Source organism: Exiguobacterium sp. SRB7LM, assembly GCF_015712685.1.
Taxonomy (GTDB): domain Bacteria; phylum Bacillota; class Bacilli; order Exiguobacteriales; family Exiguobacteriaceae; genus Exiguobacterium; species Exiguobacterium profundum.
The window spans coordinates 1,936,184-1,962,504 of the sequence record NZ_VWVR01000006.1; the positions used below are offsets into that span (position 1 = coordinate 1,936,184).

Consider the following 26,321-nt stretch of genomic DNA (forward strand, 5'->3'; position numbering starts at 1 on the left):
TTTTTTTGTAAATTTGTGTGCGTTTCAGAAAAACGGGTATCCTCTAATTAACTGTGCACTTTTTGGAAAGGGGAAATCAAGATGCGAGAAGAGAAAAACTTCATTAACGGGGAATGGACAGAAACGGGACAAACGATCGAGGTACGAAATCCAGCCACAGGCAATGTGATGGCCGTCGTGACAAAAAGTGATACACAAGAAGCGACACAAGCCGTCGACGCTGCGCATGAGGCGTTAGAAGAATGGCAACAAAAAACAGCAGAAGAACGAGGGGAGCTACTTACTGAATGGCATCGTTTGATTGCAGAACATACGGAAGAGCTTGCCCGAACGATGGTCGAGGAACAAGGAAAACCGCTCAAAGAAGCGATCGGCGAAATCAACTATGCAAATGGATTCATCGACTGGTATGCGGCAGAAGGGCGTCGTGTATACGGTGAGACGATTCCTGCTTCATCGAACCAAAAACGAATCTTTGCCATCAAACAACCGGTCGGCGTCATCGCAGCCATCACACCTTGGAACTTCCCGGCTGCCATGATCACACGGAAAGTTGCTCCAGCGCTCGCTGCGGGCTGTACGGTCGTCATGAAACCAGCATCGGCGACCCCGTTGACCGCCATCGAATTGGTGAAATTAGCGGAGAAGGCCGGATTCCCAAAAGGGGTCATCAACCTTGTCACAGGACAAGCGTCAGATATCGTCAAAGCGTGGCAACAAGATAAACGGGTCCGAAAGTTGACGTTCACAGGATCCACGGAAGTCGGGAAAATGCTCATGCGTGATGCTGCGGACACGATGAAAAAGATTTCGCTTGAACTGGGTGGGCACGCCCCGCTCATCGTCACAGCTAAAGCGGATTTAGATAAGGCTGTTCCGCAAGCGGTCGCCACGAAATTCCGAAACGGTGGACAGACGTGTGTCTGTGCGAACCGAATTTATGTCGAACGCGCCGTCGTCGATGAATTCTCGGAGCGTTTCATTAAAGAGGTCGAAGCGTTGAAAGTCGGGAACGGACTAGAGGAAGGTGTCGACATCGGTCCGCTCATCGATGACGATGCGCTCAGCAAAGTCGAAAAGCATATCGAGGACGCGCAGATTCGTGGCGGTGAAGTGTACGGTGGCGAGGTGCTAGACGGCTTATTCATCCGTCCTGCTGTCATCCGTTATGCGAATGAAGACATGCTCTGCATGAACGAAGAAACGTTCGGACCCGTCGCACCGATTGCAACGTTCGATTCGCTCGATGAAGTCATCAAACGGGCGAACAACACGCCGTTCGGCTTAGCCGCTTACTTGTTCACGCAAGACATCAATGAAGCGGTCTATTTAGCTGAATCGTTAGAGTATGGGATTGTCGGTGTGAATGACGGACTTCCGTCAACGCCGCAAGCGCCTTTCGGTGGTTGGAAAGAGAGCGGACTCGGTCGTGAAGGCGGTCATCACGGTATTGAGGAATTTTTAGAAGTAAAATACATCTCTCTCGGATTGTGAGTATAGGTATACAAAAAGGCTTGTCGACATTGATATGCGACAAGCCTTTTCTTATCGGTTGACCCACTCGACTAAATCGTGTGGAGATTGAATCACGTGATCTGCAAGTGCCCACTCTTCTTCATTACCGAACCCGAATCCTGTCAAGACGACGGGGAAGTCATGAGCGCGAGCCGCCTCGACATCCGATTTACGATCACCGACCATAATATAGTCCGCCTCTCCGTGCCGGACACGGTGCGCTGTCAGAATGTCTGCCTTCTTCTCGCCCCCAACAGATTCTAAACATTCGGGTGCCGTCATATATGGACGAATCTGTTGCGTATCTAAAATCAAATTCATATAATGAACACCGCAGTTACTCGCTGTCGTCAGCGTATGACCTTGCTCGTGAAGTGTCTCCAACATCTCACGAATTCCGTCAAATAAGACATTTTGTCCTTCCATCGTTTGCTCAAGCGTCGTATGACGGAGTCTGCGAATGAGACGAATCTCCTCAAGCGTCGCTTCTGGGATGACATGCTCCCAAAACGCGTTACCTGCCAAGCCGTATCCTGAACGGACCGCCTCTTCACTCGGTTTCGGAAGATGAGGAAGCTCCTCGAGTGCCTCATGAATCGCCTTCGTCATCGGTCCGGTCGTATCTACTAACGTGCCATCGATATCAAATAAAATTACTGCCATTGGATTGATCTCCTCTCTTTCACTCTCTCCCTACCGTAGCAGAATCCCCGAAAATGCAAAAGAGAAAACGTGGTGACAAAAAACGACTGAACCGATTCGTCCAGTCGCATCTATTATCCACGCCAGAAGTTCATTCCACCCTTTACAGAATAAACGTCGGTATATCCGGCACTCTTCAGCATCGCTGCCGCGCGTTGGCTACGCATCCCGCTCTGACAGATAACATAGACTGGACGCTCTTTTTCTTTCGGATATTTCGCTTGAGCATTACCGAATTCGGATAAAGGTACATTTTTCGCTTGCTTGATATGTCCCCCGCGGTATTCATGCGGCTCACGTACGTCCAACAATTGAATGTTCCGTTCTTCTGCGATTCTTCGTTTTAAATCATCCGTCGAGACTGTTTTTATATTGTTTCGACGACTCCACCAGAAATACACAAGTCCAATGACGACTGCCACAAAAAGAAAGTCCAACATATTCACGCCTCCATTTGCATTTCGTTTCTTGTACCCATTATACCCCCTATGGTATTTAAGTCAATGAAAATGAATCCACAAAAAAACCACATGTGCATCACATGTGGTTCAAAAATCGAGCAATGAATCGGATTTAGGTTGTTCGTCTTCTTCCATGGGAATCCCGAGAAAAGCGGCCATCTGACGATCAAGCGGAGGTTTCGTTTCACTTGTCACGGTCGGGGACTGTGATGCCCCAACGCTTTTTGCTTCAGACGTCTCCGCTAACAAGAGTTCACAAAAACCCATTAACTTTGCCAAATGACGCTTTTGCGCTTCGCCGGTTGACGACTCAATCTGTGTCATCACCTGACGCATTTGGGCGATGACTTGTTGTTCTGTAATCATAGTCCGTACACATCCTTTACGCTTCCATTGTGCAGGATTTCATCCTCAATTCGCAAGTTCCTTAACGATTCCTTGACTCGACCCAGTTTAAAAAGGCGTCATAATCAAAACGAACTTGATTTGCATAAAAATCAGCCCATCTCGATAACTGTCGAATAAACAGGGACGGAGAGTCACCGATTGCCGCCGCGATTCGTTCGCTTGCCGTATAATCGAGCACATTGGAGGTCGCATCGGCCCGTGCATGAATCTTCGCCGTGATTTGCGCTTGCACCTTCAACGTCTCAATGAGCGACGTCTCATCTTTCATATGTTTCGCTTTCACTTTTCGCTTATACGGAGAACGTTGCCTCACATAATATTCTTTGTCGTCAATCGTCAAATAGCCGAGATACGGGTCACGACTGTGGACCATTGCCCGTTGCGCAGCGACGACACGAGCGCCTTGATGCGACAATCCGTTTTCAAACAGCGGATGTGTCGGAAGAAAGAGAGACGGGACGGCAGATTGTGCTTGTTTCATCTCTAAAATGACATCTTCATCATGCTCTTCATCGGCACCTTCAATCAAAATATAGTAGCGTTCTAATCCGATAGAAGCCGTTCCGCTTTGAAGTTTGATGGCGATATCTTTGATTTCATAGTGATCGGCATGATGTCGGTGTTGATTTGACAAAGAAGACAGATAATCGCCCCATGCCGCTTCAATTTTCTCCCGTACTTCCGAGGAGATGGGAAGCAAGTCGTCACTCGTTGAAAAATAACGTTCCTCGTCTCTTACCTCCGTCCGTTCGGACATGAATTCATCTTTCTTCTTCTCCGCTTTTTTAATAACTTTTTTGACCGCTTTACACGTGTTCTCTTTCGTGAATTGAATATGCTCACTTCGTCCAAGCGCATGTTTTTCAATGGCTTTGGCATAGGACTCAGCAAACGCTTGAATGGCTGCTTTGCCATCGAACCCGGACTCGGCGGCGAATAAATCGACAGAGACCGCCATCCGCAACAAATCAAACAGGTATGAACCGATATACGCCTCATCAAAGTCGTTCACGTCATAGATGATGGTACCGGCCCCGTCTTCGAACACACCGAAATTTTCAAAGTGTAAGTCTCCTTGAATGAACGTCGGATGATCGGGACCTGTGTCAAACGCGATTGGCACTTTCGCAAAGTCGTAGTAGAACAAGTGTGAGCTACCCCGAAAGAACGAGAACGGGCTCGAACTCATCTTCGCATATTTTTCTTGTCTCGCCTCTTCCGAAAGCTGTCGAATCGACTGGTCGTAAAAATCAAGGACGGTCCCGATCGTCTCGCATCGAATTTGTTGTTTGACGGCTGTGAACATACGGCTCTCCCCTTCACTTGTTGAATAAGTGTTTATATTCCCCGTACCCGGCCTCTTCAAGCTCTTCTACAGGAACGAATCGGAGAGCGGCCGAGTTAATGCAATAGCGTAAGCCGCCAAGCTCTTTCGGACCGTCATCAAACACGTGACCAAGGTGACTGTCCCCTTGTTTTGAACGGACTTCTGTCCGTACCATGTGGTGCGTCGTGTCCATGTTCAAATCGACTCGCTTCTCCTCGATTGGGCGTGAGAAGCTCGGCCATCCGCAATTCGACTGAAACTTATCGTGAGATGTGAAGAGTGGTGTCCCGTCGACGATATCGACGTACAACCCCTCCCGCTCTTCATCCCAATATTCATTTTGGAACGGTGGCTCTGTCCCGTTTTCTTGAGTCACTTTATACTGCATCGGTGTCAAGCGTTCACGAAGTGCTTGTTGTTGTTTGCGATCACTCCACGCCTCTTTGATGAACTTCGCGCGCCCTGAACCGACACGGTACATCTCATAACGGAACGGATTTTTTTTATAGTAGTCTTGATGATAGTCTTCCGCTTCCCAGAACGTTTTCGCAGGACGGATATCGACTTCAATCGAGCGATCGAACCGACCCGAATCTTCCACTTCCTGTTTCGAACGCTCTGCTGCAGCCCGTTGCTCTTCTGAATGATAGAAGATGGCTGGACGATAGGATTCACCGCGGTCATTGAACTGCCCTCCGCCATCTGTGGGATCGATTTGACGCCAATAGATGCTTAACAACTCCTCATACGAAATGACTTCTGGATCAAATGTGATTTCAACCGCCTCTAAATGTCCTGTCGTCTCCGAACAGACTTGTTGATACGTCGGGTTGTCGACATGTCCTCCTGTATATCCAGAAATGACACGCTCCACTCCCTCATATTTATGAAACGGTTTGACCATGCACCAGAAACAGCCTCCCGCAAATGTAGCTTTTGCCATGATAAATCCCTCCTTACTTTGTAGTGTACCCAAAAATGTGGCAAGACAACAAAAAACGAGAACCACAAAATGTGTTCTCGCTTTAGTCCTCTTCCACCTGATTCACATGACGCATCACCAAAAATAAGATGACTCCAACAATCGCAGCCCCTAATAGCGTCAACACCATATTATCTCGAGCCGATAAAGTATAAAAGATCGCTAATCCAATCAAAATGAGCGCAATCGGAATAAACGCTCGTTTAAAATGATCCCAGTAACGCACGGACAGTCCTCCTTTTCTCTTATCATACCAAACTTTCGATTTTCCATAACGAAAGTTCTAAAAGATGAGGAGAACCTGAACAAATCCAAAAGGATTCCAAAACGATTTGCTTGAATAATCATTCAAGAGAGTTTCTTTCCGCAAGCAGGTTATTCCTGTTTGTTTCCAACTAGATGCTATATACTGTAACTAAATATTTCCATACGGGATAAGGGGGAGCTCCGATGCTCACAATCATAAATGCGTTCTTTATCAACCTGTGTATCTTGTTCACGCTCTTCACGATTTCCTTTTTACCGTTTCGAAACCGCCCTCGTCTGACGCCACAGTCTCCTCTCAAAGGAAGGATTTTACTTGGGGTACAGACCGGATTGATTGCCATCCTCCTTTTAGTAAATGCCTTACCGCTCGAGGGGATACTCATCGACTTACGTAATATTCCCGTTTTGCTTGCCGTTCTATTCGGGGGATGGGTGAGTGGTGCTGTCGCAGGTATCATATTATTAATCGGTCGTTCCCTAGTTCTGTTCTTTACAGACGGTACCATGCTCGGTCTCTATCTAGCCATCGCCACAATAGTTACGTTAATTGTCTTAACAGGTCTTTTACGGAAACGCATGGATAATACTCGGCCCACTTTGCTCGTATTCACTACAATCAGTATTGCCATTTTTGGGGCAGCGATTTATACCGCGCTTCCACTAAATTTGTTCTATCCCGTCTTAATCGTCTATACGTTAATGTCTTACGGGGGAGCGTGCGCCGCCTATCGATTACTGCTCGAACTACGCCGTCACTTCGAGAACGTCCAACATCAACAGCAACTGGCGCGGACAGATGCGCTCACCGGGATTGCCAATCGGCGTCTCTTGAACGAAGCCATGGCCAACTTGACGGTCGAGGCAGAAGAATACGCATTGATTTTGGTCGACATCGATCATTTCAAACGGGTGAATGACACATACGGTCACGACGTCGGAGATGATGTTTTGCGCGAGCTCGGCATGCTCCTCGTGAATGAGAGCAATGAGCGCCATTTAGTCGGTCGCTTCGGCGGCGAAGAATTTTTAATCGTCATGCCCCATGCTAATCGAGAAGAAGTATCGCAGCTTGCTGAATCTATTCGAGAAAAGGTTTCAACGTTCCCGTTCGAGACGAGTGCCGGTACGCTCCACATCACTGTTTCGCTTGGAGCTTGCCATTCGAATGATATTGAAATCGACAGTGTGTTAAAACATGCAGATGAAGCGTTATATCACGCAAAAGAGTCCGGTCGGAATCGTTTCATCCTCGCCTCTTAATGTGTCAAACTCCTCACACTTGAGCGCGTTTTCTCGCTTTACTTTCTCGAAATGAATCGTTAAACTAGGCTAGACTTTGATTCAGATCGATACATCATGATTTATTCAGAAAAGGGGAAACATCGTTCATGTCAGTTTTGTTATCTTTATTTGGAATTATGTTTATCGGCTCGTTCGCGATTGATTATAGACGTGGAAAGACACTTCAACAATCGGCAATCGGTGGGATTCGTTCGATTCAGAAAAACATGTGGATTTTCTTCCGGACCTCACTTTCGATGATGATTATCATCGGTCCTCTCTTATTGATTTCAGGTTTCGTATTCTCGGATTTGGTGACCTTTAACACGATCCCAGCATTCATCATCGCCGTTCTCAGTATCGGCTTTGCGGAACGGATTATCGGGATGACCGTGGCACCACTCATCCGCACGTTTTGGCATCAACGCGGTCGTCTTATGCCACTTTATTTAGATGCCGCTCTCTACGTATTCTTACTCTCTATTCTCGTTCTAGAGTTCTTGATGAACATCCCGGGGATTGATCTTCAGTCACCGTTCATTGCGCTATTCTATGCGTTCGCTCTCTTCTTCACGAGATACTTGTTCAGTTTGATTCGATTCACGGTTCAAAAAGGCGTAGCCTCGAATTAATTCATGACCCAATCCATGCGTGTTCGCACGTATGGATTTTTTTATTATTCTTATTGACAATGAGAATCGTTATCAACTATACTCTAGTTGTAGCTTCCCAAAAGCTTGGCGTGCACGTTCCCCAAACATATCACGTCACGTGGATTCCCCTCCACGACACTCTTTTTGAAAGCATTGCGACAACCCCCATTTGTTGCACCCATATTTGCCATAAACAAGACGAGCAGCCCACCGACGGGGCTGCTCGTCTTTTTCATGATGCGAACACTTCTTGTTCGATTTGTTTCAATTCATAGAACATGCCACGTTTCGTCATCAATTCCTCATAAGAACCGACCTCGACGATCCGTCCAGCTTCCATGACGATAATCTGATCAAACGTTTCGAGACCCGTCAAACGGTGACTGACAAGAATGAGTGTGCCCCCTCCGGCTTGCTGTAGCAATTCAGAAAAGACATGGGCCTCTGTTCCTGCATCGAGTGCCGATGTCGGTTCATCAAGCAACCAAAGAAGTCCGTTTTTAAGAAGTGCCCGTGCGATGGCGAGGCGCTGACGTTCTCCACCTGACAAGTTTGCCCCTTTCTCCAGGACCGGTTCGTCTAGCGAGAATGACAAACGGACGCGCTCAAGTGCTACGTTCATCGCTTCATCTGTGAAGTCACCGGCTAACGCCAGGTTTTCCCGTACGGTTCCGTAAAAGAAATGATTGTCTTGCAAGACAACACTTGCATGTTGCCAAATAGATGTTTGTTTGACATCGTTCATATTGTAATCATCCAACCGAATCGTGCCGTCTTCCGTCCGAACGAAAGCCATTACCAGTTGAAGTAACGTCGACTTCCCTGACCCGCTCGGTCCGACGATTACCGTCTTCGAACCGCTCGGTATGTGTAACGTTACCTCATCTATCACATCTCGATACGTGTCTGGATAGCGATAGCGAATATGATCAAATGAAATAGACGGTGCGGCCGTAAACGTCACATCATGACGTTTCGCCTCACGCTCCTCAATCGTTTCACTCGGCTCCGTCACTTCAAACAAACGATCTGCTGCTTGCTTACTGTCTGCAAAGTGACCGGGGAACACGGCCATCGGCGTCGTATTCTCAAACGCTGTGAGCGACATCATGATCAGCATTGCCAAGAACAACCCGTTCAGGTCTCCATTTACCACCTGATACGCACCGATGGCCAAGACGCCCCATGAGACGAGTAAGGAAGCGGCAACAACGAGCGCAGAATTAAAGAATTGATTCGTTGTGTCTTTCCGCTCCGCCTCCATGTAACGTTCACTGTACGAATAGACAGCTTGTTTCGTGCGATCGAGTTGGTGATGAAGTTTTAAATCCCGGTATCCGAACAACATCTCTGTCAATTGAATCGACACATCTCCGCGCAATCCACGAATCGTCTCATCGTGACGGGCGCGGATTCGTGCAAAGCCGAGCGGGATCAAGAACCCCGTGATGAGTACACCAAACAAGATCCATAGACTGACCGCAAACGAGTAAAAGGTAACAAAGAAGATGGTGCTCAAAAAGACGAGTACGAGAATGATTGGCGGATAAAACACGCGAAGAAAGTAGTTTTGAAGACTCTCGACGTCCCCAACGACGCGTGCGAGCAAATCCCCACTCCGATATTTCACAAAGATGGACGGAACGAGCGGCTCTAACTGACGATAGAACCGGACGCGCAACTCACTCAAAATCGTAAACGTTGCTCGGTGCGATGCGAGACGTTCCCGATAACGGCTTCCTGCCCGGATGACACCGAACAGTTTAATCAAGACGACGGGTACCATCAACGCATACAGGGGCGGGACGAGCCCGGCGCGTGATACGAGATAGCCACTTGCCGCGAAGAGGGCGACCGCCGCAATCCCTGCTGCATATCCAAAGAAGATGGAGAGGAGGATGTCTTTCTTTTCGCGCATCATCCATTTTGTAATCGTCCAAAGCGAGTTCATCGGCTCACCCCTTTCTGAAGTGCAAACAACTCCGCATACTCTGGGACAGCGAGTAACACTTCATGCGTCCCTTCTGCGATTCGCTTCCCATCATCCATGAACCAAATCGTGTCTGCCTCTTTGATTGTATGCAGACGATGCGCAACCGTGATTAACGTTGCACCTTTTGACAGCTCTTCAATCGAGCGTCTGACAATCCGCTCTGTTTTCAAATCGAGACCGGTCGTCGGTTCATCAAACAATAAAATACCAGGTCGCTTAAAGAAAGCACGTGCGAGTGCAAGGCGCTGCCGTTCCCCACCGGATAGTCCAAATCCACCTTCTCCGAGTTCTGTCCAGATCCCGTTCGGCAACTGGTCAATCACCTCGGATAGTCCAGCTGCCTCGGTTGCTTCGAGTAACGCATGTTCGTCAGCCACCTCACCTAAGGCAATGTTTTCGGCGAGTGTCCCGGCGAACAGATACGGATTTTGAGAGATATATGCAATATTTCCATACCAGGTAGATTCGTCATACGTATGCAAAGGTTCACCATCTACGAGAACACGACCTGATTTCACCTGCAAAAGTCCTGAAATCACGTTGAGGACAGTCGTCTTCCCGGAACCGCTCGCACCAACTAACGCGAGGTGGGTGCCCGACGAGATGCGACCACTCAATGGCTGAAGGGAAAAGCGTCCACCAGCGTACTCAAACGATACCTCTTCAAGCTCAAGATCCGGCTTCCGTGAACCAAGCGACTTCGTCCCCCACTGAATGCGATCATCCGGAGCGTCTAATACGTCAAAGATCCGGTCTGCTGCGCCCATACTGCCACGTCCCGTATGAAAGGCGCTGCCCAGGTCTTTGATGGCCAAGTAATACTCTGGCGCCAACACAAGAATCAAGAAGCCAGAGAAGAACGTCAAGTTCTCCCAAACGACCATCTGTAGCGCGACTTCCAGTGCCACGACACCGGTACTGAGCATCGAAATGAATTCCAGCATAAGGCCAGATAAGAATGCCGTCTTTAAGACGACCATCGTCGCATCCCGAAAGTCGAGACTGCTCTTCTCAATCGCTTTCGCTTCCTGTTCGGTCCGGTTGTAGAGTTTAAGTGTCGTCAAACCCTGTAAGACATCCAAAAACTTTCCGGAAAATTGATTCATCTTCTCCATCTGTTCCTCAGATTTTTTCTGTGTCGCAATCCCAATGATAATAAAGAACAAAGGGATAAACGGTGCCGTCACCATCATGATGACACCTGAAATCCAATGTTGGCTGAAGACGACAACCAAAATCAGAAGCGGGATAATCGAGGTTTGAATCACTTGTGGCCAATATTGACTGAAGTAGGCGTCAACCTCGTCAACAGCATCCATGAACACACTGACCTTCTTCCCAGATTGTCCCGTCAAAGAGGACTCGACCGGGCTCGTGGCATAGCGATCTAGCAATTGCAGACGTAACGCCCGTTTCGCTTTTTCCGATAAACTCGCCCCGATTCGCCCGGAGACGTATCCAAAAAGTGCTCGTGCCAATAGGGCGACGACGAGCCAAAGTAACGCCGGAATGACGGCTTCAAATGATTCATCTTTTAAAAAGATTCGGTCGACAATGTCGACGATTAAATACGCTTGCGCCAAAATCGATAGTCCAATCATGACCGCAGACAATACCAGTCCAATGATGTGACCTCGCTCGGCGAACGCAAGGGCTTGCAGTCGTTTCACTGCATTCATCCTTTCTCTATTCACAATCCGATTGCTTTGTGAGATTCATCACTAATTATACAATATGCTACGTCTTGAAGCGAACGCTCCGCTCGTTCCGACATGTAAAAGACGCCCTCTCCCGAGCGGCGTCAATCGAAGTCTTGATCAAAATATTCAGGATGCTCAATCACAAGTTGGTGCGCGTCCATTCGAAGCACGTCTTCTTTGCGAAGCTTCGCTAAAATCGTAGAAACCGTCTCCCGGGAAGTTCCGGATAGACGAGATAGTTCCATCGCCGTGAACGGACAGCGGACACGTACCCCCTGCTCGTCCGGCTCCCCTAAATCTTCAATCAAAAAATGGATGGTATTGAGTACACGTTCTTTCGCGCTCGGGGTAATAATTTCTTGGACACGTCGTTCATGTAAATCTAAAATACGATTCATCTGTCCGATGATATAGAGCAGCATGTTCGACTGTGTGGACACAAACCGCTCGAATCGTTCGGTCGGGATGTAGATGACTTCAATATCCGTCACCGCTTCAGCCGTATGACGGTAGTCTTCCTCCGTGAATAAACCGTTGTACGGGAAGAACTGTTTGGGTTTCACATAGTCCGCATACTGATGCGTCGCATGCTCGTTCATCCGTTCGAGTCTGATGTATCCATTCATTAAGAAATACACGCGCTCTCGCGGGTCTCCTTCCATGAATAGGAGTTGTCCTTTTCGATACGTTCGGCAATAGACGTATGGGACGAGCTGTTCAAGCGCTCGACTCGAACAGTTCGCAAACAGTGTCAACTGCCGTAAATCATCAATCGTCCACTTGTGTCGCATCTGTATTCCCTCATTTCTAGTTAAATCCCCCTACCTTAAGTATAAAATGATTTGAAATGATAACGCTTTCAAAATCCGACAGTTTTCTGACATGACAAAAGGGGGTCTCCCCCCTTATTTTAGTCCAACATCAGTTCTAATAACGCGTCTTGCAAATCTCGATCGAGTTCTAACGCATGGAGGTCAAACAGCCATGCTTCGAGACGTGTCTTCGTTGTCGCCATCTGGTACAACCGATCTTTCAAATCATAGGCGATTTCTGCTCGGTCTAAGAATCGATAGAGACGGTCAAGTCGATGAGCGTTCTGCGTCACATTGGCAGGGAGCGCCACCGTCTGCTCTTGCTTCAATTCACCGATTGGAATGTGTAGCGTCTGCGTCTCAGCGTCGTAGTCTCCTTCCCCGACAACACCTCGGACCAAAATGGTCAATGTCCGCTTCGCTGGAACGAGGGTCAAGTCTCCTGACATCTCGATGAGAAGCGTCCGCGCTTCCCAGTCGAGCGTGAACGTCGTTTCAAGCGAGGCACCCGTCTCATAATCGCGGCTTTCTCCGTCATCTTCATACATCGTGAACGTGTTCGAGGCACCTGGAAAGACGAGTACTTCTAGCTCGCTCGGGTTCCCCGTCTCATTCTCATGCGGTTTATGTGGCATGAGCGGAACGATGGCACCCGCTTTGGCGAAGACTGGTTGTTCATCAAGACCGCGGAATACACGAATCGACTTGTCGCCTTCGTAACGATGTCCTGTGAAGAAATCGAACCATTCTCCTTTTGGTAGCCAGACATTCGTTCCGGCGACGTGGAGCTTCCGGTCCATCGGTGTGATGATTGGGGACACAATGAGTTCACTGCCAAAATAAAATTGATTCGGTACCTGATAAGCCGCTTCGTCATCGGGATGTTCGATATACATCGGTAACACGAGTGGTAGCGCATCGGCATGGTTACGATAATTCATCGTATATAGATAAGGGATGAGTTCGTGACGTAAGCGTAAGAATCGCTTCATCGACTGTTCGGCTTCGATTCCGAAACGCCAAGGCTCTTTCCCGTTAAATGTGCTGAACGTCGAGTGGAGACGCATGATTGGACTGAACACCCCATATGCGACCCAACGCGCAGCGAGTTCATCATCTTTTTCCCCGCGATGATGCCCTCCGATGTCGTGACTCCACCACCCGTAGCCGATGTTTGTCGCTGTCGCTGTAAAATACGGCTGGAAGGCGAGCGATGCCCACGAGATGATTGTATCTCCTGAGAATCCGACCGGGTAACGGTGGCTCCCTGGTCCGGCGTAACGAGAAAAAATGAGCGGGCGTTTGCCGTCACGGGCGATATCAATGGCATGATAATGATTTAGCATCCATAACGGGTCGAGTCCTTCCATCTTCGAGGTCGACCCTTGTTGCCAGTCGATCCACCAAAAATCAACGCCGTCTGCCTCATGTGGATGGTGCATTTGTTCGAAGTACGCTTGAATGAATCGTTTGTCCGAAAAATCGAACGGGATTCGGTCCCCCGATTCCGGATCGACGCCCATAGCCTCGGCCATCGCCACGTACTGATCTTCAAACGCACGGACACCGTCCGCGGGATGCAGGTTCAACGTTACCATCATTCCCTCATCCTTTAACCAGTTGAGGAAACGTTTCGGTTCGGGAAACAAGTTTTTGTTCCACGAATAGCCCGTCCATCCACTCCCGTACTCTTCGGGGATGTCCGTCACGTGCCAGTCCATATCGATGACACTGACCGAGAACGGGACATCTTCTGACTTGAAACGGCGCATTAACGTCTTATACTCTTTTTCGTCGTATCGCCAGTACCGGCTCCACCAGTTCCCGAGCGCTTTACGAGGAAGCATCGGTGTCGGACCCGTCAACGTGTAAAAGTCTCGAAGTGCCTGTTTATAGTCATGGCCATATCCAAAGTAGTAAATGTCATGAATTCCTTTTCGCCTCGGCTCGACGAAGCGATCATCCGTCATCAAAAATGAGGATGAATCATCAATGATCGCATACCCTTGTTTGGAGAGGATCCCTTCTTCTAATTCCGTCGCCCCGTCCACATGGTCGAGCGTCCGCGCCGTCCCTTTCAGTGTCCGCTCCGGACCGTTGAACATGTAGCGGCTATAATACGTACTAAAGTTCCCTTTCACGTCCACATAGAGCGTGTTCGGTGCGAACGGACCTTTCGTATAATACAAATGAACATGTTCTGTGATGATTTGGAGCTCTGTCTCATCTTCAATCACTCGGAATTGTGGAACGTCAAATTCCCGATTCCACGCCACTTGGGTGGCACGGTCTTCAAAAATTCCGTCTTCCGCGTATTCCATCCGAATCAACTGACTCGTCAAAACGGTGAATCGATAACAGCTTCCTTGCACGATTGCCTCTTCCCTTGCTTTTGGTCTCATCCACGACTCATATACATGATTTTCTTCGAATAGGCGCATACACTCGAGCGATTCCGCTCTCCGTCACTTCCTTCCTGAAATTAGCGCAAACGTTTACACTGAATATGATAGCAATCTCATTTTTGGCATACAACATTCCTTCCCCTTGAATCCGGGCAGAAAACAAAAAAAGTCGCAAACGCTTCACGTCTGCGACACATTCTTATTGTTGGAGCGATGGAGCCAGGCGGACACGTGTGCCCGCTTCCCCGTCAATGGCTGCTAAAGCCTGATCGAGCGACGTGATGATGGCGACACGGTTCGTACCGGATTCGGCAAACTGAAGCGCCGCTCTTACTTTCGGCAACATACTACCTGGTGCAAACTGCCCTTCAGCGATATAGGTCTCCATCTGTTCTTTCGACGTTTCTTGAAGTGCCATCTCATCTGGCTGCCCAAAATTGACATACACATGTTCGACAGCCGTCAAAATGAGTAACACATCTGCGTTGACGAGGTCAGCCAGTTTTGCAGCCGCGAAATCTTTATCAATCACTGCCTCGATGCCGACGTATCCATCCGCTGTCTCCATAACCGGAATGCCACCGCCACCGGAAGCGACAACGATGTGCCCAGCTTCAACGAGTGTTCGAATGACGGTGTGTTCGGCGATTTTCATAGGGATCGGACTCGGGACGACACGACGATATCCCCGTCCTGCGTCTTCTTTGAAGACATAACCCGTCGTCCGTTCGAGATGAAGTGCCTCGTCTTCCGTATAAAATGGACCGATTGGCTTAGTCGGATGATGAAACGCACTATCGTTCGGATCGACAATGCTTCGTGTCACGAGCGAGGCCACATGCTGTTCAAGGCCACGTGCACGCAGTGCTTTGGTCAATGCGTTTTCAAACCAGTATCCAATCATCCCTTGCGTCATCGCACCACAGACATCAAGCGGCATCGCTGGTGTGGCTGGACTGTCTGATGCGGCTTGTTGCAACATCAGGTTTCCAACTTGCGGACCGTTACCATGCGTGATGATGACCTCGACTCCTTCAGCGATGAGTGCAGCGAGAGATTCCGCCGTTGCCTCAACTGCCTGTATTTGTGCTTCGGCTGTCGCATCTTTGCCTTGCTGAATCGCATTCCCGCCTAAGGCGATGACCACACGTTTTTTCTCCATATCCATACCCCCGATCAAATGACTGAGATATTACCCGATAGTATGCGTACGACTGCGAAGATGGCCAGTGCGGTCAACACACCGGCGACCATCCATTCCGTTTTAGTGAGTGACTTGATGCCATTTTCACGTTGTGCCTTCATGTAGAGAAGGGTTCCCGGTGCATATAAAAGTGTAGTGAGAAGTAAATAATCGATTCCAGCGGCGTATATGAGCCATAGTCCATAAACGGAAGCGACCAATCCAATCGCTAAATCGCGTGTTTTTCGTTCACCGGAACTGTATCCGATTCCGTTCTTCGCCACTTTCACTTGGTAAAAGGCCGAGAACACGTATGGGATCAAAATCGCACTCGAAGCGAGAGAAAAGGCAAAGTTATATGCGGCATCTGAAATCAAGAATGTGAAGAGGAAGAGCTGAATCAACCCATTCGTTAGCCAAAGGGCATTGACAGGAGCTTGATTTTGATTCTCTTTCGTGAACCATTTCGGGAAGACTCCATCTTTGGCGGCAACGAATGGGATTTCTGCCGCTAACAGCGTCCAACCGAGCCATGCGCCAAGGACAGAGATGACGAGTCCCCCGTTGATGAGCATCGCACCCCACGGACCGACGGCCGACTCGAGCAAATATGCCATCGCTGGTTGCGAGGCGTTCGCTACATTTTCGGGAGTCATGAGACCGAGCGACATGATAGAAATGAGCAAATAAATGACGAGCGTTCCAAGTAGCCCAATAACGGTTGCTTTCCCGACGTCCGAACGTTTCCGAGCACGGCCAGATAGCACGACGGCCCCTTCCACACCGATAAAGACCCAAAGTGTCACGAGCATCGTCGAAACGACTTGGTCACGAACACTTCCCCATGAGAAGCCGCCTTGTCCCCAAAAATCGAAGGTGAAGTTTTCGAGATTAAAGAAGAACAAGGTAATCGTAATGAATGCAAAAATTGGGACGAGCTTGGCAATCGTCGTGACGATGTTGATCATCGATGCCTCATGTACCCCACGTAAGATGAGTGTATGCACGAGCCAAAGCATAATCGATGCGCCAATAATCGACGCGATATTCTGTCCCCCTTCAAAAATCGGGAAGAAATAACCGACCGAACTGAACAGCAGTGTGGCATACGCCACGTTTCCAAGCCAGGCAGACAACCAATATCCCCATGCCGAGTTAAATCCGACGAACGATCCAAAACCTGCCCGTGCATAGCTGTATACGCCACCATCGAGATCTGGACGACGCATCGTCAAATTTTGAAAACTGAGACCGAGCGCGATAATCCCGATTCCCGTGATGACCCAACCAATAAGAATGGCACCCGCATTCGCACCTTGCGCCAAATCGGCAGCCAAGTTAAAGGCGCCACCGCCAATCATCGACCCGACGACAAGTGCCGTCAACGCTCCGAGACCTAACCGCTTATCTTTCTTTTCAGGATGTACTCCAGCCGAACCACCTGAGTCATGCTCCAACTTCGTAGACATTCTACTCATCCCTTTCGCTTATTTTGAAGCAGGAGGGGAAACCCCCTCCTCGTCAACGATCAAGCCATTCGCGTGTCTCCGTGAGCGTCGCTGCCATCACCGCCTTGATGGTATGCATCCGGTTTTCTGCCTCATCAAATACGAACGAATGACGGCTACGGAATACTTCGTCGGTCACTTCCATTTCAGTCAACCCATATTGCTCATGAATCGCCCGCCCGACCTCCGTTTCTAAGTCGTGGAATGCCGGAAGGCAATGTAAGAACATGATGTCCGGATTGCCACTCTTTTGAAGCATGTCCATGTTCACTTGATACGGTCGCAACAGTTCGATTCGTTCTGCGAACGCCGCTTCCTCGCCCATCGATACCCAGACATCGGTGTAAACGACGTCGGCTTGGTCCATCGCTTCCTCAATGCTCTCTGTCAAGGTGATCACAGCCCCTGTTTCAACGGCGACCGACTTCGCATAGTTCACGATCTCGTCAGATGGCCAGAGCGATTTCGGCGCACAGATTCGCATATCCATCCCAACTTTTGCACCACCGATCAACAACGTGTTTCCCATGTTGTTCCGTCCGTCACCTACGTACACAAATTTAATTCCGGCAAGTTCTCCTTTTTGCTCTTTTACCGTCAAAAAGTCGGCCAAGATTTGGGTTGGATGATACAAGTCGGTCAAACCGTTCCACACCGGTACGCCGGCGTCTTTTGCAAGACCTTCGACCGTCTCATGAGCGAAGCCACGGAACTGAATGCCATCAAACATGCGTCCAAGAACGATCGCGGTATCACGTACCGATTCCTTCTTCCCGAATTGAATATCATTCTTGCCTAAATATTCAGGGTGCATCCCTAAATCGATGGCAGCGACAGTGAACGCACAACGCGTCCGTGTCGATGGTTTTTCAAAGAGTAAGGCAATGTTTTTACCTTCACAAATCCGATGTGGAACACCTTGTTTTTTCTGACGTTTGAATGCAGCAGACAAGTCGATCAAGTAGTTGATTTCTTCACCCGAAAACTCGTTTAGCGATAAAAAATGACGACCTTTCAAATCAAAATTGAACGTTGTAGACATACTGCTTCCTCCTTATCACATTTAGATGTCTTGGCGGATAATCGGACAGCTCATGCAACGTGGACCCCCACGGCCGCGCGATAGTTCACTCGACATGATTTCGATTACTTCGACGCCTTCTTTACGAAGTAACTCATTCGAGACATAGTTTCGGTCATACGTGACCACGACACCCGGCGCGATGGCGAGCGTGTTCGATCCATCATTCCACTGTTCGCGGGCTGCCGCAATCGGATCCCCACCGCCACAAGGGATCAACGTCGCCTCTTGTAAGCCGAGGACATCTTTTAACACCTTCAACAAATCCGAGTGCTGAGCAATCTGAAGTTCACCTTCCGTGTTTAGCGTGAGCTCGAAAATGTTCATCTTCCCTTCCGGTCCTTGAATGAACGGATGGATGGTAAATTTATCATGATCGACCATCGTGAAGACGGTATCAAGATGCATGAAGGCGCGTGATTTTGGAATTTCGATGGCGATGACTTTTTTGAAGCTGTCTCCATGCTTGAGTAGGTTGAGGGCGACACGCTCGATGCCTTGCGCGGTCGTTCGTTCCGAGATGCCGATGGCGACGACTTCTTTCGACAAGACGAGTTCGTCTCCCCCTTCCATCGCAAACCGATAATCACGGTCCGACCAGATGGGAACATCATGTTTCGCAAAGCGTGGGTGATAGCGCATAATGTATTGCGTGAAGAGCGATTCACGGCGACGTGCCGGTTCTTTCATGCGGTTGATGGAGAGTCCGTGACCGATTGCAGCGGCCGGGTCTCGTGTAAAGTAGAGGTTTGGCATTGGATCCAAAAAGAAGGGGTACGTATCTTCAATCATTTCATGCAGATGTCGGCGTTTTTCTGGCTTGATTTCCGATTTCCGGATACCGGCCATCACCGTCTCAATCAACATTTCGTTATCAAAATCGAGTAAATACTCTTTTAATGTTTCGTAAGAACCGTTGATATTTGATTTGGACTCCGATAAGATATCCGCGACAAACTTTTCGCGCACACCAGGGAGTGATAACGTTTCGGCCATTAGTTTTTCGAGGTAAAGGACTTCCACACCACGATTTTGAAGCGCACTCGCAAAATAATCGTGCTCTTTTTGAATGACCGGCAAATGGGGAATATCATCGAACAAGAGGCGCTCTAAATATTCTGGAGTAAGGTTCTCTAACTCCCGGCCCGGTCGCTTCAGTAATACCGTTTTTAATTCTCCAATTTCTGAATACACATGAATCGGATGTTTCAGCGTCGTATCTTGTGAAATCGGTTGATTCGTCATTGAGATCATCTCGCTTCCTCCTTGTGATTCGGGTGTGTGACTACCCTTACCTTATCACTTTACCAAATTTGCGAATGTCTAATCCGACAGTTCATCTGTTGTCGATTCCGCATTGATATGAATAAATGTTCACTCATGTGAATGAACAAACAATGCTCTAGAAATCAGGACGATGGCAAAGGGAAATAAGATGTATGGCTGATGTATAGCATCGCCCTAAAAAATGTAGAAAACTTTTTTTATTCACCGTAAATGAAATTGAAAATGTGAGAGATCAGGATGTGAGCATATGAAAATTGAAGAAACGGAATACAACGAACATGAAGCAGCGCTTCGTACATTGATTCAAAAGGGAGACCCGGTCGATTTTCAAGACCTTTTTCTCTCTCTCCACCCGGGTGAACAGGCGGATCATTTTATCGAACTGACTCAACATGAGCGGTCGTTCGTGTATCGAACCATCTCCCCTGAGGTATTCACCGATCTATTTGAAAAACTGACGTTAGAAGAGCAATGTACATTCATCCAAGAAACACCCCAACCGTATGCCGTCCGAATCTTGAATGAAATGTATTCGGACAACGCGGCCGACTTGATGCGGGAACTACCCGATGCGTTCATGGACACGCTATTTGAGCAGATGGATGATATCGAGGAACAAGAAGTCAAAGACTTGATGCAATATCCGGAGGAAACGGCTGGATCGCTCATGACGACCGAGTTCGTCGTCCTTCAAGCTGATAAGACGGTCGGACTGACCCTTGAAGAGTTGCGTGAACTCGGACCAGATGCCGAAACGATTTATTACCTATATGTGGTCGACCAAGCGCACCAACTGGTTGGTGTTGTCTCCTTACGTGATTTGATTGTCGCACCGCTCGAGGCGAAAATTGAAGACATCATGGGGTTCCGCGTCATTTCGGCAAACGTCATGACCGACCAGGAAGACTTGGCCAGGATTGTCCAGAAGTACGATTTGTTGGCCCTTCCCGTTATCGATGATCAGCAAAAGCTACTTGGCATCATCACGGTCGATGATGTATTAGACGTCATCGAGCGCGAAACGACAGAAGACTTTGAAGAACTCTCCGCGACGAAAGGTTCGTCTGATATCAACATGAGTCCGCTTGAAGCAGCGAAAAAACGTGCCCCTTGGATTGTCAGCCTCATGTTTCTCGGCATGATTACAGCTTCGACGATTGGCGGTTTCGAAGACACCCTTGAGACGATTGTGCTACTCGCCGTCTTCATGCCACTTGTCATGGGCTCTGCCGGGAACGCAGCCACGCAATCACTCGTCGTCGCTGTGCGCTCAATTGCACTCGGGACCATCAATCGAAAGAACGTTATGAAGATGATTCGACGCGAACTCGGAACCGGCATCATCTTAGGGATTGCGTGTATGATTGTCATTTTTGGCGTCATCACGCTGCTATACGACAATATGCTGATCGGCTTCATTGTCGGGGTTTCTATCTTCGCCGCACTCAGTGTCGCCACGATGATTGGAACGATTGTCCCGCTTCTCATCAATCGCCTGAAGTTAGACCCCGCTGTTGCCTCTGGACCGTTTATCACGACGCTGATGGACAACCTCGGTCTCATCATCTACTTCACGGTCGCGACGTCCATGCTCCAGTTTTTATGACATTTGAAAAAAATCCGATTATAAAAGCGGTGCTGATGTTGTCAGCGCCGCTTTTACTCGTCATGTTGTTGAGACTCCTCAAACAAACGCACTTCATTTTCATTAAAAGCCCTGATTTCCTCATCCGTCATCACTTCGTTTCTTTCTTCCACATAAGGATTGTCTTTCAATGATGTCTCTAGCTTGCTCAAGTCAGCACTGAGCCCGCTTTCTTGATAAAGGTTAGGTTTTCCTACCGAAGTCAGTGTCCCCGTCCGATTCACTCTGAAATGTCCCAGTTGTAGACCGACAATCCGATATGCATTCTCCATCACGGGTCCTTCATATCTTTGTAAATACAGCAAAACGGTCTCGTCTCGTTTGACGAGCGGGTCTTCTTCCATATCATTTTGTAAAAGGGTGATCGTATCGGCTGACTTCAGTTGACCATTCACGTCTCGATAGACACGCTGCACTTGAATGTGTGATTCAAAAAATGTGACCGATTGATGTGTAAACGGTTTGGGAGCACTGCTCACTTTGCCGACGATGACAATCGGCGAGCTTGTAGCTAAATCGTCTATGTGTCGGAAGCTTTCGGTCACAGCCAAATCACTCGTGTTTTCTTCTTTCAGCATTTCGCTAAACATGATATAACCTGCTATCACTACAACAGATAACATTCCAATCATCCACTTCTTCACGAGGTCCCTCCCATCGGTCCATCCATCCTCATCGATTTTCTACTCTCGTACGACAAGTACGCAATCGTCCCCACGTTCATGGTTTCTGTATGATTCGATCAAAACAATAGGACTACCTTCTTATAATTTAGGGTATTTCCTAAAAATACATATAAAACATAAGTAAGGAATGAGGGGATTTCATGACATTTCAACAAGTACTCTACATACTCGTGACCGGCGCCCTGTTCATGGCGCTCGTCGCTTACGTCTCGTATCGCATGACGAGAGGAAAAGTCGAAAGCGCCGACGATTACTTCTTGGCTGGTCGCGGTTTAACGGGTGTCTTCATCGCGGGATCGCTCCTGTTGACCAACTTGTCAGCGGAACAATTGATTGGCTTAAATGGCCAATCGTTCGCCGGCAACATGTCAGCGATGGCATGGGAAGTGACGGCCGGTATCGCTGCCATCATCATGGCGCTCTTTTTGTTGCCACGTTTTCTTGGCATCGGAATTTCGACCATTCCTGAATTTTTAAGTCAACGCTATGACGAGGACGTTCGTCGATTGACTGTCTTGTTATTTCTACTCGGCTATATGTGCGTGACGATTCCATCGATGCTGTACTCGGGTGGATTAGCCGTCCTGCAACTGTTCGATGTGCCGGCCCTTCTCGGCATCAGCTTTGAGCAGTCCCTTTGGCTCGTCGTTTGGTTCATTGGGATTATCGGGGCGATTTATGCCATCTTCGGAGGTCTTCGTGCCGTTGCCGTATCGGACACGTTGAACGGGATCGGACTCATCATCATTGGATTCCTCGTTCCGACACTAGGCTTTCTCGCACTAGGGGACGGGAATTTATTGGACGGGATGAAGACGATTGCGACGACGAATCCCGAAAAGTTGAACGCCATCGGTTCCGCTAACGACTCGGTCCCGTTTCTCTCCATTTTCACCGGAATGATTTTTGCGAACTTGTTCTATTGGGCACTGAATCAATACGTGATTCAACGGGCCCTCGGTGCAAAAAACTTAGCGGAAGGACAAAAAGGCGTTCTCTTTACCGGCTACTTGAAATTACTCGTTCCAATCTTCATGTTGTTACCTGGCGTCATCGCGTTTCACTTGTACGGGTCGAACGTCGAGAAGGCAGACCTCGCTTATCCGAGTTTGATTGCCGAGCTGTTACCGATGTGGCTCATGGGCTTTTTCCTCGCCGTCTTGCTCGGTGCCGTATTCAGCTCGTTCAACTCGCTCTTGAATAGTATCGCGACGCTCTTCGTACTCGACATTTACAAACCGAAGTTTAAACCGGATGCTTCTGACCAAGATTTGATTCGCGTCAGCAAATGGTTCGGGACGTTCGTTGCACTCGTCTCGTTCTTTGTCGCCCCGAATCTTATGTATGCGCCAGATGGCTTGTGGGACTTGATTCGTCGCTTCACCGGTTTCTTCAACATCCCGATTCTCGTCATCGTTTTAATCGGGATGCTTGTTAAACGTGTGCCGCCAATCGCCGCGAAGACCGTCGTCTTTTTCCACGTCATCGCTTACTATTTCCTCGTATGGGGGACGAAACAATGGTTCGGCGTCGAAATCGGCATCAACTTTATCCATATTTACGGAATCCTCTTCGTCATCGAGACGGGGATCATGCTCGTATTTGCGCGTGTGCGACCAATGCTTCAAGCGAATCCGATCCGAATCGAACTAGGGAGAGTCAAACCATGGCGTCATGCCCTTTCGACATCCATTTTGCTCGTCGCTTCGATGATTTTCGTTTACCTTGTATTCTCGCCAATCGGACTCGCTTATGCGAACGGCATCGTTTCCGGATGGTTTGCTCCACTGACAGTGGGACTTGTCGTCATAACGTCCGGGCTCATCTGGGCATCTTACCGCTATGGTATTTCTCGTTATGAACGCTATCTAAACAATTTGGGTGAAGAGCCGTCCGATGTAAAAGAACAAAGCAGCTAAACCAATAGACCTCCTTGAACTTACACGTCAAGGAGGTCTACTTTTTGTTGTCGCTTCCGTTCATACATGGCATCGTCCGCACGTTGCCAAAGCGCCTCAATCGTTTCCGGACATGATGCCCACGCCAACCCGATGGCGACAGAAATCGATTCTTTTTGACAAGCCGCTTCGATTTGAAGAACCATTCGTTCACATGCGTCGCGGGGCATCATCTCTAGAAACAAGACGAACTCATCTCCCCCTAAACGATACACGGATGATTCAATTCCCTGAAGAATCATCCCGACCCGTTTCAACAAATCGTCACCAGCAGAATGTCCTTCCATGTCGTTTACGACTTTCAAATCGTTCACATCCAGCACGATGATTCCGACGTCACACGCATTTCTTGCTTGAGCAATCGTTTCTTCAAACGCCCGACGATTGAAGACACCGGTCAAGCTATCGTGGCGACTTTCATACATGAGACGTTCACGCTCGGTCATGGCTGCTTCGATGTTCCGAATCACACCTTGAACCGCTACGATTTCACCATTCTCATAGATTGGTGTCGTATATTCCTCGAACCATACGTAAGCGCCGTCATTCGTGCGCCATCGTTGAAGAATCGCTTCTTCATAATTGACGCGTCCCGCCACTTTGTCGAGTAATAGTCGCCGATCGTCCGGGTGGATTCTCCGAAAACACTCTTGTGCATCTGAATAACTTTGCATCACCGTCCCGTCTCCGAGATATAAATCTAAAGAAGGACTGATGTATCGGAAACGCCACGTCGGTTTCGTTTCAAAAATGTAAATGACATCTTTCGTTTGATTCCCGAAATGCATAAACGAAAGAGACTGTGAATGTGGCTGTGGACGTTTATATAGCCACAAGGCAATTAAAAATCCAACGAGTATCCCCCAGAAGAATAACGTCATTGAATCCACTTCCTCTCTGTTCGCCCATATCGTACCACGTTCGAGGTCAGACACCTGTCTCAATTCCTGTTATTTGGTAAATGTTTTTTTGAAAATTGAGTAAATTTTAGAGAGATTGTGATGGACATGATATAGTCGACTTATTGAATCACTCAATACATGGAGGTTTCTCATGCCACATTTCACACATCCATCGATTGACGAGACATTTTCGGGTGTCTATTTGCTCACCAATCGAAATGGATCAATCCACCAGTCTTACGGCTATGCGAATCGCTCAGAACAGATTCAACATGACGTGATGACACGGTTCGGAATTGCGTCCGGTTGCAAGCTGTTTACAGCAATCGCGATTTGCCAGTTAGTCGAGCAAGGGAAACTATCCTTTTCCACCTCGCTTGACTCATTTCAAACATTTGCCTTAACTCATCTGTCACCAAACGTCACCGTACATCAGTTGTTGACGCACACATCAGGAATCCCTGACTATTTTGATGAATCCGTCTCTGATGACTTTGAAGCGCTATGGCGTGATATCCCGATGTATCGGCTTCAACAGTTACGTGATTTTTTACCGTTGTTTCAACAAAAATCTATGAAAGACGAACCGGGTTCTCGATTCTCCTACAATAATGCAGGATATATTCTGTTAGGGTTGATTGTAGAAGATGTGACCGGGCAATCTTTCACCGACTATGTCGAACAATCGATTTTTCATCCTGCTGGTATGATTGATTCTGGATACTTTTCACTCGATGCCTTGCCTTCTAGAACAGCACTCGGTTATATTGACCACTCGGACGGCACATGGCGTACAAACCAATATGCGATTCCAATCAAAGGAGGAGCAGATGGTGGCGCGTATGTGACCGCTCAAGACATGACTAAATTTTGGAAATCGCTGTTTTCACATCAGCTTCTTGATACCGCTTCTACGTCGCTTCTTTTGACACCACACGTGACGGTTAATGACCGCGGCGGGAGTTATGGATACGGACTTTGGATTCAACATCACGCATCGGGAGATGTCTATAAATATCACGTGATGGGCTATGACCCTGGTGTCAGTTTCCATTCTGGTTACTATCCAGAAATCGATACCATCTCGGTCATTTGTTCAAATCAATCAGATGGGGCGTTCGACGTCATGAAACAGATTGAAATGCAGATTGGAGAACGGATTGAATGAACATTCGTACTTATATGGAATCAGACTTTGACTCGATTCAACAACTTAATCGCGATGAAGGTTGGAGCCAATTGGTAGAACGTGACGCGTTGACCCGTGAGGCATGGCGTCAATCAAACGTCACCTATGTGATGGAGTCTGAAAATGGAAAGATTGTCGCTTATTTGCGCGGATTGACTGATACGACAGTCAGTTTGTATGTTTGTGAACTGTTGGTCGCTTCTACATATCGTAGACGTGGTCTTGGCGAACAGTTACTCCAACACGTCCATACACTTTATCCAGACACACGGCTTGAGATGCTCGCAAGTCAAAATTCCCACACATATTACGAGAAATTACGGTTTCGTCCGTTCTACGGTTTTCGGAAAACGATTCACGAATAGGAGGAATGTAT

Annotated in this window: 23 protein-coding genes; 7 read left to right on the top strand and 16 right to left on the bottom strand. The window is 48.2% G+C overall.

What is annotated here, in order from left to right:
- Positions 1-81: 81 nt before the first annotated feature.
- Positions 82-1,494 (top strand): NAD-dependent succinate-semialdehyde dehydrogenase, encoded by a 1,413-nt coding sequence (locus F3H97_RS10630; protein ID WP_196431350.1) that lies wholly within the window; start codon positions 82-84, stop codon positions 1,492-1,494.
- Between the two features lie 51 nt (positions 1,495-1,545).
- Here the strand turns inward: F3H97_RS10630 and F3H97_RS10635 are convergent, their stop codons facing one another.
- The 6 genes from F3H97_RS10635 to F3H97_RS10660 form a co-directional block, all read right to left on the bottom strand.
- Positions 1,546-2,178: an HAD family hydrolase gene (locus F3H97_RS10635; protein WP_031422042.1), complete on the bottom strand. Its 633-nt coding sequence runs from the start codon at positions 2,176-2,178 to the stop codon at positions 1,546-1,548.
- A gap of 113 nt (positions 2,179-2,291) precedes the next feature.
- Complete coding sequence (locus F3H97_RS10640; protein ID WP_196431351.1) at positions 2,292-2,657, bottom strand: rhodanese-like domain-containing protein; 366 nt, start codon at positions 2,655-2,657, stop codon at positions 2,292-2,294.
- A 108-nt stretch (positions 2,658-2,765) separates the two neighbouring features.
- Positions 2,766-3,044, bottom strand: a complete 279-nt coding sequence (locus F3H97_RS10645; protein WP_078147766.1) for a DUF5327 family protein — start codon at positions 3,042-3,044, stop codon at positions 2,766-2,768.
- Between the two features lie 61 nt (positions 3,045-3,105).
- Positions 3,106-4,392 (bottom strand): DUF2252 domain-containing protein, encoded by a 1,287-nt coding sequence (locus F3H97_RS10650; RefSeq protein WP_074035520.1) that lies wholly within the window; start codon positions 4,390-4,392, stop codon positions 3,106-3,108.
- A gap of 13 nt (positions 4,393-4,405) precedes the next feature.
- Positions 4,406-5,356 (bottom strand): peptide-methionine (S)-S-oxide reductase MsrA, encoded by a 951-nt coding sequence (gene msrA, locus F3H97_RS10655; protein ID WP_196431352.1) that lies wholly within the window; start codon positions 5,354-5,356, stop codon positions 4,406-4,408.
- An 82-nt stretch (positions 5,357-5,438) separates the two neighbouring features.
- On the bottom strand, positions 5,439-5,621 hold the full coding sequence (locus F3H97_RS10660) for a hypothetical protein (RefSeq protein ID WP_031422036.1): 183 nt from the start codon (positions 5,619-5,621) through the stop codon (positions 5,439-5,441).
- Positions 5,622-5,845: 224 nt separating this feature from the next.
- On the opposite strand from F3H97_RS10660, the gene F3H97_RS10665 reads away from it, so the two are divergent.
- Together F3H97_RS10665 and F3H97_RS10670 are read left to right on the top strand one after the other, a co-directional pair.
- On the top strand, positions 5,846-6,922 hold the full coding sequence (locus tag F3H97_RS10665; protein WP_159563057.1) for a diguanylate cyclase: 1,077 nt from the start codon (positions 5,846-5,848) through the stop codon (positions 6,920-6,922).
- A 128-nt stretch (positions 6,923-7,050) separates the two neighbouring features.
- A complete protein-coding gene (locus F3H97_RS10670; protein ID WP_159563058.1) occupies positions 7,051-7,575 on the top strand; it encodes a hypothetical protein in 525 nt (174 codons plus the stop codon).
- A gap of 253 nt (positions 7,576-7,828) precedes the next feature.
- On the opposite strand, the gene cydC is transcribed toward F3H97_RS10670, so the two are convergent.
- From cydC to arcA, 8 genes are all read right to left on the bottom strand, one after another.
- A complete protein-coding gene (cydC, locus tag F3H97_RS10675) occupies positions 7,829-9,547 on the bottom strand; it encodes a thiol reductant ABC exporter subunit CydC (protein ID WP_196431353.1) in 1,719 nt (572 codons plus the stop codon).
- The gene (gene cydD / locus F3H97_RS10680; protein ID WP_196431354.1) at positions 9,544-11,268 is read right to left on the bottom strand and encodes a thiol reductant ABC exporter subunit CydD; all 1,725 of its coding nucleotides are present in this window, start codon (positions 11,266-11,268) and stop codon (positions 9,544-9,546) included. Before cydD ends, cydC begins: the two co-directional genes overlap by 4 nt.
- Before the next feature lie 122 nt (positions 11,269-11,390).
- Positions 11,391-12,080, bottom strand: coding sequence for a Crp/Fnr family transcriptional regulator (locus F3H97_RS10685; protein ID WP_196431355.1), 690 nt, complete (start codon positions 12,078-12,080; stop codon positions 11,391-11,393).
- A 119-nt stretch (positions 12,081-12,199) separates the two neighbouring features.
- Positions 12,200-14,542, bottom strand: a complete 2,343-nt coding sequence (locus tag F3H97_RS10690) for a glycoside hydrolase family 31 protein (protein ID WP_196431356.1) — start codon at positions 14,540-14,542, stop codon at positions 12,200-12,202.
- A 163-nt stretch (positions 14,543-14,705) separates the two neighbouring features.
- Positions 14,706-15,668 carry a carbamate kinase gene (gene arcC, locus F3H97_RS10695; RefSeq protein ID WP_196431357.1) on the bottom strand — a complete coding sequence of 321 codons (963 nt, stop codon included), beginning with the start codon at positions 15,666-15,668 and terminating at the stop codon, positions 14,706-14,708.
- A gap of 14 nt (positions 15,669-15,682) precedes the next feature.
- The gene (gene arcD, locus F3H97_RS10700; protein ID WP_012727520.1) at positions 15,683-17,158 is read right to left on the bottom strand and encodes an arginine-ornithine antiporter; all 1,476 of its coding nucleotides are present in this window, start codon (positions 17,156-17,158) and stop codon (positions 15,683-15,685) included.
- Between the two features lie 52 nt (positions 17,159-17,210).
- Positions 17,211-18,239 (bottom strand): ornithine carbamoyltransferase, encoded by a 1,029-nt coding sequence (gene argF / locus F3H97_RS10705; protein WP_196431358.1) that lies wholly within the window; start codon positions 18,237-18,239, stop codon positions 17,211-17,213.
- A 21-nt stretch (positions 18,240-18,260) separates the two neighbouring features.
- A complete protein-coding gene (arcA, locus tag F3H97_RS10710; protein ID WP_196431869.1) occupies positions 18,261-19,490 on the bottom strand; it encodes an arginine deiminase in 1,230 nt (409 codons plus the stop codon).
- Positions 19,491-19,812: 322 nt separating this feature from the next.
- Between arcA and mgtE the strand changes: the two genes are divergently transcribed.
- Positions 19,813-21,171 carry a magnesium transporter gene (gene mgtE, locus F3H97_RS10715; protein ID WP_196431359.1) on the top strand — a complete coding sequence of 453 codons (1,359 nt, stop codon included), beginning with the start codon at positions 19,813-19,815 and terminating at the stop codon, positions 21,169-21,171.
- Between the two features lie 53 nt (positions 21,172-21,224).
- Here the strand turns inward: mgtE and F3H97_RS10720 are convergent, their stop codons facing one another.
- Positions 21,225-21,854 carry a hypothetical protein gene (locus F3H97_RS10720; protein ID WP_196431360.1) on the bottom strand — a complete coding sequence of 210 codons (630 nt, stop codon included), beginning with the start codon at positions 21,852-21,854 and terminating at the stop codon, positions 21,225-21,227.
- Between the two features lie 182 nt (positions 21,855-22,036).
- Between F3H97_RS10720 and F3H97_RS10725 the strand changes: the two genes are divergently transcribed.
- Positions 22,037-23,815, top strand: a complete 1,779-nt coding sequence (locus tag F3H97_RS10725; protein WP_196431361.1) for a solute:sodium symporter family transporter — start codon at positions 22,037-22,039, stop codon at positions 23,813-23,815.
- Between the two features lie 20 nt (positions 23,816-23,835).
- Here F3H97_RS10725 and F3H97_RS10730 read toward each other — a convergent pair whose 3' ends face one another.
- Complete coding sequence (locus F3H97_RS10730; RefSeq protein WP_196431362.1) at positions 23,836-24,735, bottom strand: GGDEF domain-containing protein; 900 nt, start codon at positions 24,733-24,735, stop codon at positions 23,836-23,838.
- 172 nt (positions 24,736-24,907) lie between these two features.
- Here F3H97_RS10730 and F3H97_RS10735 point away from each other — a divergent pair, with 172 nt between their 5' ends.
- The gene (locus F3H97_RS10735; protein WP_196431363.1) at positions 24,908-25,924 is read left to right on the top strand and encodes a serine hydrolase domain-containing protein; all 1,017 of its coding nucleotides are present in this window, start codon (positions 24,908-24,910) and stop codon (positions 25,922-25,924) included.
- Entirely contained in the window at positions 25,921-26,310 is a 390-nt protein-coding gene (locus F3H97_RS10740) for a GNAT family N-acetyltransferase (RefSeq protein WP_074035497.1), read from the top strand. The genes F3H97_RS10735 and F3H97_RS10740 overlap by 4 nt, the downstream gene beginning before the upstream one ends.
- The last annotated feature ends 11 nt before the right edge of the window (positions 26,311-26,321 follow it).

Bases quoted from the DNA above. Each gene is read 5' to 3' on its own strand.
- F3H97_RS10630 (WP_196431350.1), top strand. From the start codon at position 82: ATGCGAGAAGAGAAAAACTTCATTAACGGGGAATGGACAGAAACGGGA.
- F3H97_RS10635 (WP_031422042.1), bottom strand. From the start codon at position 2,178: ATGGCAGTAATTTTATTTGATATCGATGGCACGTTAGTAGATACGACC.
- F3H97_RS10640 (WP_196431351.1), bottom strand. From the start codon at position 2,657: ATGTTGGACTTTCTTTTTGTGGCAGTCGTCATTGGACTTGTGTATTTC.
- F3H97_RS10645 (WP_078147766.1), bottom strand. From the start codon at position 3,044: ATGATTACAGAACAACAAGTCATCGCCCAAATGCGTCAGGTGATGACA.
- F3H97_RS10650 (WP_074035520.1), bottom strand. From the start codon at position 4,392: ATGTTCACAGCCGTCAAACAACAAATTCGATGCGAGACGATCGGGACC.
- msrA (WP_196431352.1), bottom strand. From the start codon at position 5,356: ATGGCAAAAGCTACATTTGCGGGAGGCTGTTTCTGGTGCATGGTCAAA.
- F3H97_RS10665 (WP_159563057.1), top strand. From the start codon at position 5,846: ATGCTCACAATCATAAATGCGTTCTTTATCAACCTGTGTATCTTGTTC.
- F3H97_RS10670 (WP_159563058.1), top strand. From the start codon at position 7,051: ATGTCAGTTTTGTTATCTTTATTTGGAATTATGTTTATCGGCTCGTTC.
- cydC (WP_196431353.1), bottom strand. From the start codon at position 9,547: ATGAACTCGCTTTGGACGATTACAAAATGGATGATGCGCGAAAAGAAA.
- cydD (WP_196431354.1), bottom strand. From the start codon at position 11,268: ATGAATGCAGTGAAACGACTGCAAGCCCTTGCGTTCGCCGAGCGAGGT.
- F3H97_RS10685 (WP_196431355.1), bottom strand. From the start codon at position 12,080: ATGCGACACAAGTGGACGATTGATGATTTACGGCAGTTGACACTGTTT.
- F3H97_RS10690 (WP_196431356.1), bottom strand. From the start codon at position 14,542: ATGCGCCTATTCGAAGAAAATCATGTATATGAGTCGTGGATGAGACCA.
- arcC (WP_196431357.1), bottom strand. From the start codon at position 15,668: ATGGAGAAAAAACGTGTGGTCATCGCCTTAGGCGGGAATGCGATTCAG.
- arcD (WP_012727520.1), bottom strand. From the start codon at position 17,158: ATGTCTACGAAGTTGGAGCATGACTCAGGTGGTTCGGCTGGAGTACAT.
- argF (WP_196431358.1), bottom strand. From the start codon at position 18,239: ATGTCTACAACGTTCAATTTTGATTTGAAAGGTCGTCATTTTTTATCG.
- mgtE (WP_196431359.1), top strand. From the start codon at position 19,813: ATGAAAATTGAAGAAACGGAATACAACGAACATGAAGCAGCGCTTCGT.
- F3H97_RS10725 (WP_196431361.1), top strand. From the start codon at position 22,037: ATGACATTTCAACAAGTACTCTACATACTCGTGACCGGCGCCCTGTTC.
- F3H97_RS10730 (WP_196431362.1), bottom strand. From the start codon at position 24,735: ATGACGTTATTCTTCTGGGGGATACTCGTTGGATTTTTAATTGCCTTG.
- F3H97_RS10735 (WP_196431363.1), top strand. From the start codon at position 24,908: ATGCCACATTTCACACATCCATCGATTGACGAGACATTTTCGGGTGTC.
- F3H97_RS10740 (WP_074035497.1), top strand. From the start codon at position 25,921: ATGAACATTCGTACTTATATGGAATCAGACTTTGACTCGATTCAACAA.